The organism is Mesorhizobium sp. WSM4814 (genome assembly GCF_055811595.1).
This window is the reverse complement of the sequence record NZ_JBVVQT010000011.1, coordinates 169,133-188,493: the sequence shown is the minus strand read 5'-3', so window position 1 is coordinate 188,493 and position 19,361 is coordinate 169,133. Positions and strand designations below refer to the sequence as shown.

General features: G+C 58.9%; 12 protein-coding genes and 3 pseudogenes. 2 read left to right on the top strand and 13 right to left on the bottom strand.

Annotation, left to right across the window (positions count from 1 at the left end):
* Window positions 1-112: 112 nt before the first annotated feature.
* The 8 genes from AC0L2V_RS18575 to AC0L2V_RS18540 form a co-directional block, all read right to left on the bottom strand.
* Window positions 113-1,699, bottom strand: coding sequence for an ABC transporter substrate-binding protein (locus tag AC0L2V_RS18575; protein ID WP_473520847.1), 1,587 nt, complete (start codon window positions 1,697-1,699; stop codon window positions 113-115).
* A 647-nt stretch (window positions 1,700-2,346) separates the two neighbouring features.
* Complete coding sequence (locus tag AC0L2V_RS18570; RefSeq protein WP_473520857.1) at window positions 2,347-4,041, bottom strand: CocE/NonD family hydrolase; 1,695 nt, start codon at window positions 4,039-4,041, stop codon at window positions 2,347-2,349.
* Between the two features lie 480 nt (window positions 4,042-4,521).
* The gene (locus AC0L2V_RS18565) at window positions 4,522-6,186 is read right to left on the bottom strand and encodes an ABC transporter ATP-binding protein (protein ID WP_473520846.1); all 1,665 of its coding nucleotides are present in this window, start codon (window positions 6,184-6,186) and stop codon (window positions 4,522-4,524) included.
* Window positions 6,183-7,007, bottom strand: a complete 825-nt coding sequence (locus AC0L2V_RS18560) for an ABC transporter permease (RefSeq protein ID WP_473520845.1) — start codon at window positions 7,005-7,007, stop codon at window positions 6,183-6,185. The genes AC0L2V_RS18565 and AC0L2V_RS18560 overlap by 4 nt, the downstream gene beginning before the upstream one ends.
* A gap of 9 nt (window positions 7,008-7,016) precedes the next feature.
* Window positions 7,017-8,006 (bottom strand): ABC transporter permease, encoded by a 990-nt coding sequence (locus AC0L2V_RS18555; protein ID WP_473520844.1) that lies wholly within the window; start codon window positions 8,004-8,006, stop codon window positions 7,017-7,019.
* Window positions 7,988-9,571, bottom strand: coding sequence for an ABC transporter substrate-binding protein (locus AC0L2V_RS18550; RefSeq protein WP_473520843.1), 1,584 nt, complete (start codon window positions 9,569-9,571; stop codon window positions 7,988-7,990). The genes AC0L2V_RS18555 and AC0L2V_RS18550 overlap by 19 nt, the downstream gene beginning before the upstream one ends.
* Before the next feature lie 715 nt (window positions 9,572-10,286).
* Window positions 10,287-10,430, bottom strand: coding sequence for a transposase (locus AC0L2V_RS18545; RefSeq protein ID WP_473520856.1), 144 nt, complete (start codon window positions 10,428-10,430; stop codon window positions 10,287-10,289).
* Window positions 10,431-10,687: 257 nt separating this feature from the next.
* Window positions 10,688-11,800: a M14 family metallopeptidase gene (locus AC0L2V_RS18540; protein WP_473520842.1), complete on the bottom strand. Its 1,113-nt coding sequence runs from the start codon at window positions 11,798-11,800 to the stop codon at window positions 10,688-10,690.
* Window positions 11,801-12,107: 307 nt separating this feature from the next.
* Here AC0L2V_RS18540 and AC0L2V_RS18535 point away from each other — a divergent pair.
* A pseudogene (locus tag AC0L2V_RS18535) lies at window positions 12,108-12,462 on the top strand (helix-turn-helix domain-containing protein); the annotation flags it as partial.
* 444 nt (window positions 12,463-12,906) lie between these two features.
* On the opposite strand, the gene AC0L2V_RS18530 reads toward AC0L2V_RS18535, so the two are convergent.
* From AC0L2V_RS18530 to AC0L2V_RS18510, 5 genes and pseudogenes are all read right to left on the bottom strand, one after another.
* Window positions 12,907-14,490 carry an ABC transporter substrate-binding protein gene (locus AC0L2V_RS18530; RefSeq protein WP_473520834.1) on the bottom strand — a complete coding sequence of 528 codons (1,584 nt, stop codon included), beginning with the start codon at window positions 14,488-14,490 and terminating at the stop codon, window positions 12,907-12,909.
* Window positions 14,491-14,653: 163 nt separating this feature from the next.
* A pseudogene (locus tag AC0L2V_RS18525) lies at window positions 14,654-15,109 on the bottom strand (IS110 family transposase); the annotation flags it as partial.
* A gap of 681 nt (window positions 15,110-15,790) precedes the next feature.
* Window positions 15,791-17,185 carry an MmgE/PrpD family protein gene (locus tag AC0L2V_RS18520; protein ID WP_473520841.1) on the bottom strand — a complete coding sequence of 465 codons (1,395 nt, stop codon included), beginning with the start codon at window positions 17,183-17,185 and terminating at the stop codon, window positions 15,791-15,793.
* 53 nt (window positions 17,186-17,238) lie between these two features.
* The gene (locus AC0L2V_RS18515) at window positions 17,239-18,639 is read right to left on the bottom strand and encodes an MmgE/PrpD family protein (RefSeq protein ID WP_473520840.1); all 1,401 of its coding nucleotides are present in this window, start codon (window positions 18,637-18,639) and stop codon (window positions 17,239-17,241) included.
* Window positions 18,640-18,999: 360 nt separating this feature from the next.
* Window positions 19,000-19,170 (bottom strand): transposase, encoded by a 171-nt coding sequence (locus AC0L2V_RS18510; RefSeq protein ID WP_473520855.1) that lies wholly within the window; start codon window positions 19,168-19,170, stop codon window positions 19,000-19,002.
* Window positions 19,171-19,219: 49 nt separating this feature from the next.
* On the opposite strand from AC0L2V_RS18510, the pseudogene AC0L2V_RS18505 reads away from it, so the two are divergent.
* A pseudogene (locus AC0L2V_RS18505) lies at window positions 19,220-19,355 on the top strand (IS630 family transposase); the annotation flags it as partial.
* Window positions 19,356-19,361: the final 6 nt, after the last annotated feature.

The window sequence follows — 19,361 nt, the reverse complement described above, 5'->3', positions numbered from 1 at the left end:
AAGCAATGCCAAGCGTTGGGCCGGATCCTTTGGTCATTGCTATCTCTCCAGTTCAATTCTATAGCTCCTCCTCGATGAGGATCACCATGACGAGATCGCTGGACAGCTGAGATCACGGGTTCAGCCAACACTTGGCAAACGCGAAGCCGTCCATCAAAGCGGTGCGTCGCCCGCTTACATAGCCGCCGATCTTATCGGAGATCGCGTCGATTGACTGGTTGAACATCGGCACGATCACGCCGCCCTCATCGCGAACGATGATGGCCATCTCGCGATAGAGGTCCTTGCGCTTTTCCTGATCGAATTCGCCGCGCGCCTCCAAGAGAAGCTTGTCAAACTTTTCGTTGTGGAAGTGCGTGTCGTTCCATGCCGCCGTCGACAGATACGTGGTCGAGTACATCTGGTCCTGCGTCGCGCGCCCGGACCAGTTGGTGTTGCAGAAGGGCTGCTTGTTCCAAACCTCTGACCAGAAGCCATCGTCCGGCACGCGCTTGACGTCGAGGGTAATGCCGGCCTTGGCACAGCTCTGCTGGTAGAGCTGGGCTGCATCCACAGCTCCAGGGAACCCAGTTTCGGCGACCCGAAGGAGAATGGGCCCGCTGTGACCAGATTTCTTGTAATAATGCCTGGCCTGGTCGGCGTCGAACTCACGCTGCTCGATGCCCTCAGGGAATAGCTGATATGAAGCATTGATCGGGAAATCATTGCCGAGCGTGCCGTAGCCGCGCAGCACCTTGTCGACCATCTCCTGCCGGTTGATGGCGAGCTTCAGCGCCATCCTGAGGTCGTTGTTATCGAAAGGAGGCGTGTCGCAGAACATGTTGAAGCAATAGTAGCCGGCACCCGACACGGCGATGACCTTCAGGTTTGGCACGCGCTTGATCAGATCCACAACCTTGGGGTCGACTGAGTTGATGATATGCACTTGGCCGGCCTGCAGCGCGGAGATTCGGGCCGTGTTGTCGTTAATGGCTAACAACTCAACCTGGTCGGCGTAGCCCATCTTCTCGGGTTGCCAGAAATTGACAAAGCGCTCGCCGCCGTAGCGGGCGCCCGGCTGGTTGACGGCCACTTTGTAAGGGCCTGCGCTAATGCCGGCGGCAGGATTGTCCTTGCCGCCGTTCGGCTGGATGACGAGGTGATAATCGGTCATCAGATAAGGGAAGTCAGCGTTGGCACCCTTCAGCGTCACGACGACCTCGTCGCCTTTCGCCTTGATGGAGTCGATGCTCGTAAGCACGCCAAGCGCCCCCGAGTGAGACTTGCCGTCGGAATGGCGCTCGAGCGTCGCCACAACATCTTCCGCTGTCACGATCTTGCCGTTGTGGAACTCAACCCCCTTACGGATCTTCATAGTCCAGGTCTTGCCGTCCTTGGACGAACCTACTTCCTCGGCGAGGCGGTTTTCAAGTCCGCCGTCGGGGGCTAGCGCCACGAGATACTCGCCCCAGCAAGAGCCGAAGATCGAAACTAACTCCGAGGAGGTCGCCGGATCGAGGCTATCGGTCGACCCGCCGCCCTTAAGGCCGCCCTTGATGATGCCGCCGCGGACTGGCCCCTGGGCGTGCGTAGCGCTGGTGAGGATCGAGTTCGCGGATATCGCCGAGACGCCAAGCGCCGTCGCACGGCCCAGAAAATCACGTCGGTTCAGGCGCCCCGCAGCTACGCGGCGGCTAAGATAGTCGAGTTCTTGCGACATTTGGTTTGCTCCTCATTGAGAGGTGTTCCCGAAGGCCGGACGAGGCGGCCCCTGTTATCCGTACTCGCATCCATGTGCCGTGTTGCTCGAATTGTCCTCGCGTTCGTGCAGGAAATCAGCGTTTTGCAGTGGCGCGCGCACAATCCTCGCGAATGACCCTTGATGGTCGGAATACAGGCCCCTTAGAGCACGCTCGAAATGTCCGTGGTGCCGGAGTTCCCAGTCGACGCCTCGATCCATTCGGACAAATCAATGCGTCAGATCCGGCAAGCTGCTCAGTAGCGCCATGTAACGCCAACATCAGAAATAAAGAATCCTCCGCGGGGCGGGCTCTTGGTTTGGCCCGTTTCATGAGTTAGTGGTATGTATGTTAGAGTGTGGCGTGTTACCGCGCCGCAAAGTCGAGTGTCGCCTTCCCTCAATGGGCCCGCATCATCGAGTTCTACCTCAACGGAACTGCCCGGACAGGTAAGCGGCAGCGGGGCCGCTATATCGCGTACGAGCCAGCAGGCCGACGCGCAAGCGGGGGCGCTCGGCGACGACCGCAAGCCGAGCCTTACAAGCACCCCGTCTCGGCTGCTCTCGTCCGGAAGGGAGTCGCCTTCAATCACCTCGCGGCCGTTTCGGTGACCTGCCTAGCGAGAGAATTACGCGTCCGCGACAGGAAGAAGCACATGGGATGGGAACTCGGGGCTGTGGTGTACAGTGTTGTGGGCGACGACCCATTCCGTTTCATCCCAATTGTTACCCCCTGTGTTCAGATTGCGGTCGAAGCGAGGAAAGGAGGAACTCGAGATCTCGAGTCGGATACGATGGCCAGGCGGGAACCAGTTGCTGGTGGCGTCCAGGTCTAGATCGATTTGATAGATGCACCCGGGCTCCATCATCAGCCGCTTATCGTAACCTTCACGGAACCGAGCGCGCAGTATCCCGTCGACGATGTCAACCGCCTGCCCGTCCGGATGCACGTCAAGGAGCCTGGCCACAAAATCGGTGTCTCGCGCTGAAGAAGAGACGAACAGCACTGCCCTTACAAACCCGGTGACCTCCATGCCCTCCTTGAGGAGCTCGGACGTAAAACAAAGGACGTCATGGCGGAGTTCGACTTCCTGATAGTCCCGTGGACCTAACGTCGTCCCCACTGCGTTCCCACCGTCAGCTCCCAGAGACGGCACTGGGTTCCCCGGGTCGTAAACAAAGCTGTCGGAGGACTCATCGTCGGTAGGTGGATCGACCTTTAGTGTTCCGTCTCCGAAGCAAGTGTTGGCATTGCCGCCGCTACGCAGGAACCAGCGCTGTGGTTCTATCCCGGCGGGCGGCCAATCTGACGCGGCCCGCCACACGTTGCGACCCATCACGTAGTACTGGATACGTGGCATTCCCTCGATTCGGTCGGTCTTGTCCTTGAGCCAGCAGTCGTACCAGTCCAGGTAGATCCGCCAGCAATCTAGGCGCGCGTCGCCGAGCTCGCGTTCGCCCACGACCGTTGGGGCTTTGAGCATTGCGGTGCCACAGTGCGTCGCTGGGGACAGAATGATGTGCTGGTGCTCACGAGATGCACGTTTCTTTCCCCGCGTGCTAAACACGCGCTGCGTATGGAGCGCGTCAGCGGCGCCGACATCATACCAGGAATTCACGAACAAGGTTGGCAAGTCGATCTTGGAGTCCTCGCGAAGGAACCCAAACCGATCAAACCAAGGGTCTTGGGGGTCGCGTGACACCCAGTCTTGCCAGTCAGTGGGCGGCGCGCCAATGCTCTTGAGAATATCGATGACCGGCAGTGTGGCAAATGCCCGATTATACTCCTCGTCGGTCTTGGGTTGCGGTCGGGAACGGTCCTTGCCATGCGATTGATGAAAGTGGGGCACCCACATGCTTAGCTCCAGGGCCCCACCCAACCGCGACCCGCACAGGCGCAAGTCGCCCAGACGGTGTCGATCTCCAGACATCGAACCGCCCGCCCCCTCTACGATCGCGCATCGATGTGCCGGATGGCACAGCTGAGCAAGAAGCACTTGAGTGATTCCAAGCGCGGAGCAACCATAGGTGCCCACCCGCCCAGTGGACCACGGCCGCGAAGCGATCCAAGACAGTGTGTCGTAACCATCCTTGGCGTCGTGCTCGAGCAGGGCGAAATGCCCGCCGGAATCAAAGAGTCCGCGAAGTTCCTGCACAACCACTGCATAGCCCTGCGCCGCGAACATCATCGCCACCGGGTTACTGGGTTTGGGCAGACGATAGGGACTCTTGCCGTACTTGGTCCGGATCAGAATCGCCGGTAGCTGGCCGACGTACTCGAGAGGGCGATAGACATCAGTCGCGAGTTCCACGCCATCTCGCATGGGTACACGCAACCCTGTTTGCAGAACTACCTCATAATGCGGCGCCAAGGGTTTCGATGTGCGATGTTCACAACAATCCACCAAGAGAACCTCCTCGGCACGCTATCCGCACCAGCTGGGAATTACTACGGCAAGAATACGTTCTCGAATTTCACACAAACGTAGTAGCAATGCATGTTCCCTTTAATGATAGTGCGTTTTTTCAAAGCAGGAGTCGGCGTTCTCTCGCGTATTTTCTCACAGAGTGCCAGTTGAGGTCTTCATTGGCGCTGGTAACTATGCCCGACGTATTCGGCATTTCCATCCTCTTAAACCGACCCCTTCGGATCGCCACTTACTCCACGTCGATGAGCAGACGCTCCGTCGGGGATCGAACTGTGCTGACAAAACTAGCCTTCCAGACCACTGAAATGAACGAGCTTGCCCTCCTGGAGTTGGACGTGGACCATCGCCGCAGTTGCAAAGCCTCCTCCGTTGAGCTCAATTCCCCCCGCTCTCCATACGGCGCTCGTTAATTGCGTGTTCCAACCACCCAACCTGCATTTCAGGAACAGAAGACAGCAGGAGGTCGGTATATGCGTCGAACGGTGGTGTGAGCACCTGCGTTTTCGAGCCGTAGCGGACCACCTCTCCGCGATACATAACCGCGATGGAATCCGCGATAGCTTTCACGGTCGCGAGGTCGTGCGTGATGAACAGGTAAGCCACGTCCTCAATCTTCTGTAGGCGGAGCAACAGCTTTAAGATTCCGTCAGCCACGAGCGGGTCGAGAGCGCTTGTCACCTCGTCGCAAATCATGAGCTTCGGCTTTGCCGCAAGTGCGCGGGCGATGCATACCCGCTGTTTCTGCCCGCCCGAAAGCTCTGCCGGATTGCGGTCGATGAAGCCCTTGCCCATCTCGATTTCATCGAGCAGTTCGGCGACCCTGGCATCGCGCTCCTTTCCTCGCATACCGAAATAGAATTCGAGCGGCCGGCCGATTATGGTGCGAACCGTCTGGCGCGGGTTCATGGCAACGTCGGCCATCTGATAAATCATTTGCAATTCGCGAAGATCATCCTTGGTTCGATGAGCGAGGTTGGGTGCGAGCGCGCGTCCGGCGAAGGTGATGCTGCCGGCGATCGGCGGCAGCAGCCCCGTGATGACTCGGGCGAGCGTCGATTTGCCTGAGCCGGATTCCCCGACGACAGCCAGCGTCTGGCCAGGATGGACCTCCATGGAGACGTCCTGCAGAACTGTCACGGCGCCGCCGCCATAGGCGGCAGTGACATTCCTCACCGACAGCAGAGGCTTGGGCGTCGGTTCCTTCTCCTCATGCTCGATCGAACGAACCGACACCAGCGCCTTGGTATAATCCATGCGTGGCGCCTCGATGATCTGCCGTGTTTCGCCGTGCTCGACCATCTTGCCATCCCGCAACACCATGATCTCGTCCGAGACCTGGGCCACCACGGCAAGATCGTGGGTGATGTAGAGGGCCGCGACGCCGGTGTCGCGGATTGCGTCCTTTATGGCGGCCAGCACATCAATCTGCGTGGTTACGTCGAGAGCCGTGGTCGGCTCGTCGAACACGATCAGGTCGGGTTCGGAGCAAAGCGCCATCGCAGTCATCACGCGCTGCAACTGGCCGCCGGAGACTTGATGTGGATATCGGCAGCCGATGCTCTTCGGGTCCGGCAAGCGGAGTTTAGTGAATAAGGCCTGCGCGCGCTTCTCTGCCTCGGCTCGGGTCCCAACGCCATGCAGAAGCGCTGCTTCCACGACCTGGTCCATGAGCCGATGGGCGGGGTTGAAAGCGGCAGCGGCCGACTGCGCGACATAACAGACTTCGCTCCCGCGCACCCGGCGTAAATCCCGGACGCCGCCCTTGAGAATGTCGCGACCGTTTAGGAACACCTCGCCGCCGGTGATACGCACTCCGCCGCGGGCATAACCCATGGAGGAAAGACCGACGGTCGACTTTCCCGCCCCGGATTCACCGATCAGTCCCAGCACCTTGCCACACTTCAACTGCAGCGACACTCCGTCCACAATGGTGACGTCGCGCGCTTGCTCGCCAGGCGAGTAGACGGTCGCCTGAACCTTAAGGTTTCGGATGTCGAGCAGAACGCCGTTGTCTAGCCGGAGCTTTGAGGGAGCCGTCATTCTCGTCCTCCCTTGAGGCTGGCGGTGCGGGTAAGCACCCAGTCGGCTACCAGATTAACGGAGATTGACAGCATCGCGATCGCACCGGCCGGGATGAGGGCGGCAGGGATCCCGAAGACAATCCCGTCCTTATTCTCCTTCACCATGCCACCCCAATCGGCCTCCGGCGGCTGCACACCCAGCCCGAGGAACGAGAGCGCCGAAAGGAACAGCACCGAAAAGATGAAACGCAGGCCAAGTTCCGCCACAAGCGGCGACAGTGCGTTGGGTAGGATCTCGCAGAAGATAATCCAGCTGAGACTCTCACCACGCAGCTTAGCTGCTTCGACGAAGTCCATTGCGTTGATGTCGACCGCTACGGCGCGCGAGAGACGGTAGACACGTGTCGAACTCAGAACTCCCATGACAAGAATCAGCGTCACGTTATTGGAGGGCAGGACAGACAGTACCACCAGGCCAAATATCAGCGTCGGGATTGCCATCAAGAGATCGGCGATACGCGACATCAGCGTGTCGACCAGACCGCCAACGACCGCCGCCATAAAGCCCAGGATCGCCCCCAGCGAGAACGCCAAGGCGGTGGCCAGGGAGGCGATGAAGATGGTGGTACGGGCGCCATAGATCATGCGTGCGAGGAGGTCTCGCCCTAGATTGTCGGTTCCCAGCCAATGCGCGGACGACATTGGCTCCCATACGTCGCCCACGATCTCGCCATTGCCGGCGGGAGCAATCCATGGGGCGAAAAGCGCGCCGATCACTAATAGCCCCGTTAGGATCAGGCCGAGCCAGGCTCCGTACGGAATGCGTTTTATGTGAAGCATTGTTCTTTCCTACTTCGGATGCCGCAGCCGCGGATTGGCGACGATCGCGGCAACGTCCGCGACGATGTTGAGCCCGATGTAGACCGCAGCGAAAATGAGACCCACTGCTTGAACCACCGGCACATCGCGCTTGACGACATGGTCGACCAGATATTGCCCCATGCCCGGATAGACGAAGATCACCTCGACCACGACGACGCCGACTACGAGGTAGGCTAGGTTGAGCATGACGACGTTGATGATCGGCGCGACCGCGTTCGGGAGGGCGTGCTTGCGTATGATGTCGAAGGCAGAAAGGCCCTTCAGCTCAGCGGTCTCGATGTAGGCTGATTGCATCACGTTCAGGATGGCGGCACGCGTCATCCGCATCATGTGGGCGAGTACGACAAACACCAGAGCCGTTGCCGGCAGCACGATGGCGTTCAGCCTCTCCAGGAACGGCATGCCGTCATAGACAGTCGATATCGACGGGAACCACTGCAGCTTCACGGCAAGGAATAAGACGAGCAGATAGCCGATGAAGAATTCAGGGAGCGATGTTGAAGCCAGCGCGAAACCAGAAATAGCCTTATCGACAGGCCCATTGCGATAGCGGACCGCCAGCAACCCGAGGACTATGGCGAGTGGAACCGACACCACGGCAGCCCAGAAGGCAAGGAACAGCGTGTTCCACAGCCGTGGCATCAGTGTCAGCGTGATCTCCTGGCGGGAGGTGAGCGCGGTACCGAGATCGCCAGTCAAAATTCCGCCCAACCAGTGGGAGTAACGCACGATGGCGGGATCGTTGAGGCCGAGTTCCTGGCGCAGATTGGCGACCGCCTCGGGCGTGGCCGCTTGGCCGAGGATCGACTGTGCCACATCGCCTGGAAGAATCTGGGTGCCCGCGAAAATCAGCACGGAGACGGCGAAGAGGAGGAGAATGCCCAGCGCAACGCGCTGGGCAATCAGCTTCATAAGGGGTGAGTTGACAAGCACTCCGTTCAAGCCTCGAGCCAGCATTGCGTCAAGGCGTAACCGTTCATCAGTGAGTCGACCCGTCCGACATAGCCGCCAACCTGCTCGGAGATCGCGTCGATGAATTGGTTGAACATGGGCACGATCGTCCCTCCTTCATCGCGAACGATGATGGCCATCTCGCGATAGAGGTTTTTGCGCTTGTCCTGGTCGAGTTCGCCAGTCGCTTCGGTAAGCAGCTTATCGAACCTCTCGTTGAAGAAGTGCGTGTCGTTCCACGGCGCCGTCGACCGATAGGTGGTTGAGTACATCCAGCCTTGCGTCGCCCGCCCCCGCCAGTTGGCGGCGCAGAAAGGCTGCTTGTTCCAGACACCCGACCAGTAGCCATCCCCGGGCTCCCGCTTGACCTCGATTGCGATGCCGGCCTTGGCCGCGCTCTGCTGGAAGAGCTGCACGGCGTCGACAGCGCCGGCAAAGGCAACGTCGGAGGCCCTGAGCAGGATCGAGCCACTGTGGCCCGACTTCCGGTAATGGAATTTGGCCTTATCCGGATCGAAGGTCCGCTGCTCGATGCCCTCGGGAAAGAGCGGATAGGCGTTATTAATCGGGAAGTCGTTTCCAACGGTGCCGTAGCCGCGCAGGATCTTGTCGACCATCTCTTGACGATCCACCGCGAGCTTGAGCGCCGTCCTGAGATCGTTGCTATTGAAGGGTGCCGTGTCGCAGAACATGTTGAAGCAGTAGTGGCCCGGACCTGAAAGGGCCTCAATTTTTAGATTAGGCAAGTGCTTGATGAGATCGACGACCTTGGTCTCGACCTTGTTGATCATGTGCACCTGGCCGCCCTGCAGCGCGGAAACGCGGGCGGTGGTGTCATTGATTACGAGGATCTCGACCTGATCGGCGAAGCCCATCTTGTCGGCCTGCCAGAAATTTCCGAAGCGCTCGCCGCCATGGCGCACGCCCGGCTGGTTGACGGTCACCCTGTAAGGACCCGCACTGATGCCCTCGGCCGGGTTGTCCTTGCCGCCATTGGGCTGAATGACCAGATGATAGTCTGCCATGAGGTAAGGGAACTCGGCGTTCGGCTCTTTTAGAGTGACGATGACGTCGCGCCCATCCGCCTTGAGACTCTCAATGCCTGCTAAGATGCCCAGCGCGCCAGACTGCGACTCCTTGCTGGAATGGCGATGCAGCGTCGCCGCGACGTCTTCTGCCGTCACGGTCTTGCCGTTGTGGAATTCGACCTCCTTTCGAATTTTGAAGGTCCACACCTTGGCGTCCTTGGATGAGCCGATCTCCTCGGCAAGGCGGTTCTCGAGTCCTCCACCTGCCTCCAGCGCCACCAGAAACTCGCCCCAGCATTTGCCGAAATAGGACATCAACTCGATGAATTTTGCCGGGTCGAGGGTGTCCGTCGCCGCCCCGCCCACGAGGCCGGCTTTCAGAATGCCGCCCTTTTTCGGCGTCTGCGCCATTGCGGCGCCGGCAAGAAGAGAATTGGCGAATGCAGCACTGACTCCGAGCGCCGTCGTACGGCGGAGAAATTCACGTCGGCTCAGCCGGCCCGCAGCTAAACTGCGGCTTAGATGGTCGAGTTCCTGCGACATTGATTAGCTCCTCTATGTTTGAATCTGTTCCCGGGTGCCTAAATTGCGGCTTTTTGTTTTGGTGATCATACATTTGCGTTTGCGCCCCCTAATGCGAAATCCTTCCGTTTTTCGGTACGGAAACTGCGTTTTCATGGTGTTCATGCAGAATTACGGCCCCAAACCGGGTCTGCTCTGTATCAAGCTGACGCGGCGGTGCACTGAAGCGAGTTTGACCAGCGAGGTAGTTTTGCGGGTCGCGGTCATACCGGGTCGCTACGCCTCTGAAATGTTTGCTTAGAGTATCGCTCGACGAGATTGCCCTGCCTGTAGACCCATGTGCTGAATGGAAAACTGCCGGTTCGGTCCTTCCTTGGCGGGATGTTCGCCCACGCTTTTCGCTCCGCCGCGAGCGTGCCGATAGCATTGCTGTCGTAAGCGCCGTCAGCCAGCAGGATTGCATCAGTTTGAAGGCGTCGAGCATGGTAGCGGCGGGCTTGCCGTCATGTGTCTGTCCGGCCGCCAGGACGAGGTCGATCGGCCGCCCTTCGCATCGACAAGCGCGTGGATCTTGGTCGTGAGCCGCCGCGGGAAGTCCTATTTAACCATCGTCATCGCCCCCTCTTTTTTGCGTGGCAGCGTGCTGGTGAACGCGGACAACAGGAGGGATCGATCATGATGATCTCGCCGTCGAAAGCCTTGGAAACCGCCGCCAACAGCCGATCCCAGAACTGCTCTACGCCATCGCACGAACCGGTTGTAGCAGGTGGTGTAGGGGCCCATAGCGTTCCCGCACATCGGCCCAGGGCGATCCGGTCCGGAACCGCCACAGGATGCCATTCAAAACCTTGCGGTCGTGAACCCGGGCAGCGGCAGTCAGTTTACGAGTTTGGGCCTAGTCGGCCGGGGAGAAGAGCATTGACCGAGGGGCTCGTCTTCCAGATGCCATAGCCTCACACGCTAGGACCAGCGGCGTGCCGCATCCTTATCGACTTACCCAGCATATGATGCTCGCCCGACCGCCTCGCCGACGTCGTGCGCTGGAATCTGCAGGTGCCCTGCGAGATCGACTGCCCGCCCACTTTCAACGCATTTGTGCAATAGAGGTTAAGACGCCTTTCATTGTCTCAGTGCTGGTTACGGAAACGGGTCACCAGTCTGCTGTTCGATGGGCGAATCGCCCGCGATCCAGGCGACAGTCCCGCCGGGAATTACGACTTGGCTGTAGAGATACCCGAAAACAACACCGGAGGTGCTCGCCTTCAAAGAACTCCGGTCGCCTGACGCAGGATCGAGAATTGTCCCAATCTCTTCGCCCGCCTGCACATGGTCACCCGGTGTCTTCGAAAAAATGACAATCCCAGGGGCATTGGCCCGCACATAGTCCACGCAGTCCAGCGTCGTGTTGTATCTGACAACTTGCGACGGCGGCTGCGTCGCTCCCTCCAAAAGGCCTACTGCCTCCATAAAGCCAATCAACCCTTGCGCGTCTTCGATCGCAACGTCGTCGCGAAGACCCTTTGACCCGCGATACTCAAGGGTGGCAGCCAAGCACTCCGTTATCGACACGTCCGCAAGAACTTCCTGTGCTGCGCGCCACGGCAGAAGGCATGCTGTAGGGAAATCTGTAAGCTCGGGAACCCCGCCGATAGTGGCCACGCTACCGATGTAGCGAGACAACAGGTCTGCGGCAGAATGCTCGGGATTGGAAACGTATGCATAAAGGACGGCTTCGTCGGCGCAGTGAACGTCCAAGACAAAATCTGCGTCGACAGCGAGCGTGAGAAGCACTTGCTTCAGGCTATCGAGTTCGTTTTTTGGAACGAGCGCGGAGACTGCCTTCAGCATCGCACGTTTTACAGCCTCGCCATTCATAGCGAGCCCCTCGCTTCGGAATGCTGCGAGCTGCGCCCCGATCAGAGGGGTCAAGTCAGGAAAATTGCGGTTGAAATTACCCCCCAGCCCTAAGTCCGCCCGGCCAGCATGATACCCTTGGATTCTCTGAGATAAGCCAATCGGATTGGCACATGGCACTATGATGATCTCTCCGTTCGGCTCACCCCCTCTTTCTTTGAGCAGTCTCACAAGATGGCTTAGGATCACCATTCCCGGGAGTTCGTCAGCATGGAGGCCCGCCTGAAAATATATTTTTGAGCCTGGACGGCCAACTCCGAAACGATGGACGGTAATGTGACGCCAAGTGCCGATGGATGAGGGGAAAAGGGGAATATCTTCTACAACAGAATGCATGCCGATCTCATCATGGTTGGGCGGCGAGGTGACCTAAGGGAGCCCTGCGCATTGAGCTGCAAGGCCTGCTCCACGCGAGCTAATGTGGCAAGAATATTTTACAGATGGATCGCATCTAACTTCTATATTGCACCTGCGTTTACTTGGCTGCCCGCCGTGTCGACGATGGCCAGCTCTTCGCGTCCGCTGCGGGTGAGCTAATTGTGAGCTTTCGGGAGTTTTCCATTTGGACATGACCGACGAGACTGGATTTACCAGGCTTCAAATTCTCCGGAAGGCAGCTTTCCCAAGCCCCGGCAGTGTCAAATATGCGGTCACGGCGAAGGTCGGGCACGTTGGGTCGAGCGCTATAAAGCCGAGGGCGCGCCGGCTTGGCCGAGCCCTCGTCGCGGCCCAAGCACAGCCCCAGCGGCACCGAGCAGCCGAGCGTCGAACTGATCTGGCAGTGCGGCGCCAGCGCTTCACCGGCCAGCACATCGTGCGTGAGGTTGCGTTTCGCCAGCGACTGTGAGCCGGGTGCCTGCACGCGCAGGCCTCTCGCGATTGACGGACTTGGAGCCGGCCGAGCCGGTGGTTCGCTAGCAGCGCGAGCGGCCAGGATGCACATCGACGTCAAGAAGCTCGGCCGCTTCGAGCGCGTGGGCCACCGCATCACGGGCGATCCGTAAGCGAGAGAAGTGACATGAGGTTCGCTTTCATCGAGAGGCGCTACCGCCGTATCGAAAGGCGCTACCGCCGTACTCCTGCCCTGAATGAGAGGATCTCGCCGTCGCCGCCGAAGCCGGCCAACGCCACTGGCTGAACATTGGTTTTTGCGCGAGGTCCTCCACTGGATCCGCCACACTTGCATGCGCGGAGTGGCTGGCGGATGTTCCCAAAGACCATCGCACGGTTGAGCCTTACGCACTATCCACAAGGTGATGCTGGATCGAGGGCCGCAGATTGATTCTCAAGACTGCCAGCGAGAGCGCGTCGCGTTCGAACGGGCTTATGCAACGCGCTCCTTTGTTTTATTCACGTCGTTTTCACGCAAAGAGAGATCGCTTTTGGGGCGACATGCATTAACCAGTGCACTCCGCGCAACGATGCGAATTGACCGATTTCTTTCATGCCTCGAGCCAGCATTGCGAGAAGGCGTAGGCGTCCATCAGTGACTGGACCCGTCCGACATAGCCGCCAACCTTATCGGAAATTGCGTCAATGGACTGGTTGAACATCGGCACGACCGTCCCCCCTTCATCGCGAACAATGATGGCCATCTCTCGATAGAGATTCTTCCGCTTGTCCTGATCGAGCTCGCCGAGCGCTTCGGTGAGCAGCTTGTCGAATTTCTCATTGTGGAAGTGGGTGTCGTTCCAGGGCGCCGTCGACAGATAGGCGGTCGAGTACATCATGCCCTGCGTCGATCGCGCGCCCCAGTTGGAAGCGCAGAAGGGCTGCTTGTTCCAGACATCGGACCAGTAGCCATCGCCCGGTTCGCGCTTGACGTCGATGGTGATACCGGCCTTTGCCGCGCTCTGCTGGAGAAGCTGCGCGGCGTCCACAGCGCCGGGGAAGGCAACATCGGAGGTTCTGAGTACTATCGGCCCGCTGTGGCCCGACTTCTGATAGTGGAACTTGGCTTTATCCGGATCAAAGGTGCGCTGCTCGATACCCTCCGGGAAGAGGGGTTGGGACTCATTGACCGGGATGTCGTTGCCGACCGTGCCGTAGCCGCGGAGGATCTTGTCGACCATCTCCTGACGATCCACCGCCAGCTTGAGCGCCATCCTCAGATCGTTGTTATCAAAGGGCGCAGTGTCGCATAACATGTTGAACACGTTTTGGCCGGAACCCGCCAGGGCCTCGACCTTCAGGTTGGGCACTCGCTTGATGAGATCGACGACCTTGGGCTCGACCCTGTTGATCATATGCACCTGGCCGCCCTGCAGCGCGGAAATGCGGGCTGTGGGGTCATTGATGACGACGATCTCGACCTGATCGGCGAAGCCTTCCTTGTCGGCATGCCAGAAATTAGCGAAGCGCTCGCCCCCATGGCGCACGCCGGGCTGGTTTACGGTGACCTTGTAAGGACCCGCACTGATGCCTTCGGCCGGATTGTCCTTACCGCCATTGGGCTGGATCACGAGATGATAGTCTGCCATGAGGTAAGGGAACTCGGCATTCGCATTCTTAAGGGTGATGACGGCGTCGCGCCCATCGGCCTTGAGACTCTCAATGCCTGCTAAGATGCCCAGGGCACCGGACTCCGATTTTTTGTTGGAATGGCGCTCCAGCGTCGCCACAACATCTTCTGCCGTCACGGTCTTGCCGTTGTGGAATTCGACGTCCTGACGGATCTTGAAGGTCCAGACTTTGGCGTCTTTGGATGAGCCGATCTCCTCAGCAATGCGAGGCTCCAGGCCGCCGTTCGACGTCAGCGCGACAAGGTACTCGCCCCAGCATTTGCAGAAGTAGGACATAACCTCAATGAATTTCGCCGGATCGAGGCTGTCCGTTGCCGCGCCGCCTGCGAGGCCGGCTTTCAGGATGCCGCCCCTTTTCGGTGTTTGCGCCATCGCGGCGCCCGCAAGAAGCGAGTTGGCGAAGGTGGTACCGACGCCGAGCGCCGTCGCACGGCCGAGAAATTCACGTCGGCTCAACCCGCCCGCTGCGAAGCGGCGGCTTAGAGACTCGAGTTCCTGCGACATTGATAGTTCCTCTCCGTTTGTTCCGTTCCCCTCGTGGCCGACAACATGGCCACTATCAGAAACCGTATCACCGCCGGTGGGTCCCATTTTCGAGAATCCAACGTCCCCGACGCAGGAAGTTCGCGTTTTGCTCTCGACCCACGCAGAAGTGCGACCCAGTGAGCGGGCAGGACGGGATCAGGTGGCTATGAAGGGTCGACTGGATGACGTTCTTCAATCGAGATCTCTGTCGGACAATCTGATTGCGCCGTGTCACCTGGCGACGCAGAGCCTGCGTCCGGCTCATCCGGAATCCAGACTTCCGGCAGGAAGCCGCTGCCATAGAGCTGCGCCAGAACGCTGGTATCGATCGTGTCAGTCTTGATCTTGGCACAGGCGATGATGCGCACCTGCTTCGGGTTTGCGATCACCACTTTCTTCACATGCGGCGCGACAACGGCGGCGGCCGAGGACGCGTGGCCGCCTCGATCACCACGACATCATCCAAGGACAGCTTTGCGGCGAAGGCATCCAGCAGATCGCGCCGCATGTCGACACGGCCCAGCCGCCTGAGCCTGCCGACCTCCCAAGCTACCGCCTCGGCGAAGGCGCGATGGATATCCAGTCCGATGACGCGCATGCCCGTTCCTCCTTCTTGGCTCGGTCAAAGACGGGAGCTGGCGGGCAGCACGACATCTACTGATCCGCGCTCGCAGCGCATCCGGGAAAGTCGCGAGGGGCGGCCATGTAACGAGCTCGGGCTCTCAGCCCACGGTCTATTGCCTGCCTGCACCTTCGTGCTCCCGGTGCCCCACGTCCCGGATGGGCTCACCGTAAGGCCGTTCCAAAACAAGAACAGCAGGACGAAAAGGCACCACAGATCACATACCGGATACCGGCCAGGCCGAACGGTCTTCCAGACCAGCGTGCGCGAATGGGCCTACGTGCGAGCCTACAACAGCTCTCAAGAACGCACGGCCGAACGACTGCATTGACTTCATCGATACCATTGGCACAGGCCTCACGGCAGCCTAGGATCAAAACCACCCATCAGTAGCATCGGCTTAGATCGGGACAACCTATTGAGGCTCACAGCTAGCTCTGTCTCTATGGAAGAAAGCTCCGGCCTTGATTGCTTCAAGAACTAAGGAATGCGAGGGTTGCTGGTCGGGAAAGCTTGTAACGACCGCGCATCATCGAAGGTTCTTAGCCATCTAGCGATGTGGCAATGGTACTGGAGACCTAGCGGCTCCGGAGAGGGTTTATCCCCCGATGTTGACTCCAGGCCGATCAAACACGGCTTACCGCAGCAGCTATGTCTTCAGTCTGCGGCGAGAGCTGACATGAGAATGCTTAAATCCGACAACTGGTCCATTTGCTTAATCGTCGCGAGCGCGCGGGCGGTGTTGGCGGGACTCAGCACGGATATCGCGCAGTCCTTGAATTTGGACACAAACTCATCTTCCGCCATCGGGTTCTCCGGATGGCCGCGCATGTACTGCACGGTTTTATCCAACACCCATCCGTCCTCAAGCGAGATTTCAACCCGGGCGGCAGCGCAGAAGCTTCTCGGGTTGGGGCGGGTCAGTTCGGGATCGAATTGAAGCCTTGAAATGTGGATCAGCCGCTGGATGACTGGATCATCGACCACTTCTTGGGAGAATTCGGCAAGCGATACACGCCCCCGGGCCAGCGCGACCGCGGAACAAAACTCGATACTGAACTTGCCCTCCGTAGGTGATTGAGGAGCATGGTACGCCAGGTCACCACCCACTCCCGGAGCAAGGACACATCGAATGGACCTTACGTGTTCAGGGTGGATGTTATGGCTGTTGCGCAATTCGAGAATAGCATCGATGGCCGAATGGGTATCCAGGCAGGACGGATACTTTTTGAAAACAATACCTGGCTCTCGGATATCAAAGGGATTGCCGAGGAGCGGAGCGACGTCGGTGGATCGCCCGCGCTGCGATATGTACGTGGTAAGAAAGCCGTTGGGGCCGTCGAGCGCATTGGGACTTGCCGTGGCTCCTGCTGCAGCTAAAAGCGCCGCCTCCAAGCCGTCCCTCGCTGCAAAACCGCAATGCATCGGCTTTACCATCGAGCCGATATTCGCACGTATACCGGCCACACGGGAGGCGGCAATGCCGATGGCGGTAGCTGTGTGTTCAGCGTCGAGTCCTAATATCTTCGCAGCTCCGGCGGCAGCGCCAAACACCCCGAGTGCTGCGGTGGCGTGCCAACCGGACTGATAAAGCTCGTAACCAGCAACGCGGCCGAGCTTTGTCATCACTTCAATGGCAACGGCATAGGCAAGAAGGACATCTCTGCCCGAACGATCTGTCAGTTCGGCAGCCGCCAAAATCGCCGGGAGTGCGGGGGCCGTAGGATGCCCGCACATCGGGTCGCTTACGTCGTCAAAATCGCAAGCGTGTGCCATCACGCCGTTGGCTAGCGCCGCGCCGAGCGCAGAGATTTGAATGGAATGGGCAAGAACTGTTGCTTTTTTATCCCCACCGACTTTGGGCACTATAGTGTCGAGCACCATTCGGGTTACCGGCTCCCTTGCACCCGCAATCGCGCAGGCCAAGCAGTCCATGATCCCGAATTTCAGAGTTGTAATATCGGTTGGCGACAGGGCGCCAAATTCAAGCCCGCTGGCAAATCCTCCTATCGCCATAGACAGAGAGACAGCACCGTTAACATTCGAGTTCATAAGGGTTGCCTATTTCGAGATCAGCTCGTGTCAGTGATTAGATTCGCCGGAGACTATCTGCCGCCCACTAACAGCTCGAATAGCGGAGCCAACGTGGGCTGCTGATCGAGGTGGTTGATGAAGTCTCCGATCGCCCCGAGTTGTTTCTCGGAAAACGGGAACATGGACATTTCGGCACAAGCTTTTAATTTCTGCACACCATCGGCCAGCGAAGCCGGCTTTTCGGGGTGTCCGAATGCTTTGTCGACACGAATGAAATGTTCCGCTCCGCCTTTTAGCCTCACTTTGACCGTCACCGGCGAATTGGAATAGAGGCCGTGCGTGCGTTCGATCTCTGGATCAACTTCAATTTTAGTGACCGCCATGATCCTACGAACGGCCCGATCCCCAAGCGCATCGGGAAGGAAATCGCGAATTGCAAGTTCGCCGCGCTGGGCCGCGACAGCTGTGGCGTAAGGCAGGCTAAAGCGCGCTACGACCGGATCTTTCGGATCCCATTTTTGATCGCGCGGCTGGGCTACAAAATCCTCAGCAAGACGATTCAATCCGAGCTCGATTGAGACAATATCCTCCCCAGCGAATTTGTACCTCTGCCGCAATTGCAGAAGCCCGTCGATCGCAGGATGTACGCATTTACAGGCCGGCCACGGCTTGAAGCTGATGGAAGCGTTCACATACTCATTCCCGAGTTTGTCCATGAGCAAGTCAAGATCGTAGGCGGGTTCGAAGGCCTTGTAAAAGCCGTACCTCCCAAAAAACGGCTCCCGCGGTCCGTTGAAGCCCACCATTGCTGATAGGGCTGACTCCAGTCCAGCACGTGCCCGCAACCCCTGCTGCAGCGAGACGGTGTGAGCAGCCTCTTCGTACATCTGCAATTCTCCAGCAGCGTGCGCGTAAGCGATTCCGAACGCATTTCGGGTTTTTTCTTCGTCAAGCCTCAGCAACTTGCTGCTGACCGCAGTTGCGCCCCAGACCGCGACCATATTGTCGCGTCCTGTCTCTATGGCGTTGGTGGTGACGCTGCGGGCCAGACGAATATGCAGGTCGATAGCGGTGGCGACAGCCGACAGCAATTCGCCCCCGGTGATGGAAGGGTCACGTTCGGCCAGTGCCAGCGCTGGCGGCACATCATAGGCGCTTGCGTGGCAACCGTTGATACAGAGCTCATAGGTCTCATCAAAATCAAGGGCTCTGGCCGTCGTCGCATTGACCAAGGCCGCCAAGCTGGCGGGGAGCTTCTCTCCGGAAATCCAGACCGTACATTCTGGCTTGCCGCCCGACAACGCACCCAAGTCGCGAGAGAAGCGGGCGATAGGATCATTCGATCCGCCGATCGCGCACGCGATCGTGTCAAGGATTGAGAGCTTGGCACGTTCTATCGCCTTCTCGGGTATCGCCTCGAGCCTGGAATTGAGAACATGCATGATGAGTTGCGTTGTTACATCCACTGCCATACCTCCAAGCGATCTGGATCGAGAGCCCTTATGCGCGAGCAGGTCGATCGTCTAGCCACGACACTGGCAGCCGATAGATGACCTCGTGTCGGTCAATCCCCACAACAAAGCCGAAGCTGTCAGCGCTGTTTAGATGTAGGGCCAATCAGGATGCGCTTTGCATAAACCATGCCCGTTTCGAGCAGGAAAGCTGCGTTTTTTCTACCGCTCGCGCGCAAACCTGATTACTGAAGTGTAGAAGATTGCCGAGCGCAACGGACACCGGCTGTTCGTTCAGGCACGCCTCGTGCTGACTTGTCTGCACGCCGTCGCACGGTCGGCTGCCGGATGTCGTGGGCGACAAAACGGCGAAGACGAAATTCAAGGGCGCCTCGACGAGCAATGCCGCGCATGACCACGGCCCTGCTTGGTGATCCGCCCATGGTAGGCCGGACCTGGCCCGGACTGTCGGACGCTTGGGTTCAACCCGAGATAGCTCACGAGCTTCCGCGGATCGTCGAAGCGCGACACGTCGCCGATCGCCGCCTTCATCGCCAGCGCGACGGTCATGTCGAAGCCGGGAATGGTCATGAGCCGCTTCAGGCTAAAGGCGCTGCTGCGAGCAAGGCCGAGAGGACCATCAAGGCTCTCTGGGACGCGGTCGGCACGGTCGTGGACCTCTTCACACCAGCCGAATTGCCAGCTACTTCAACGCCGCAGGATATGAACCGGATTAAATACGA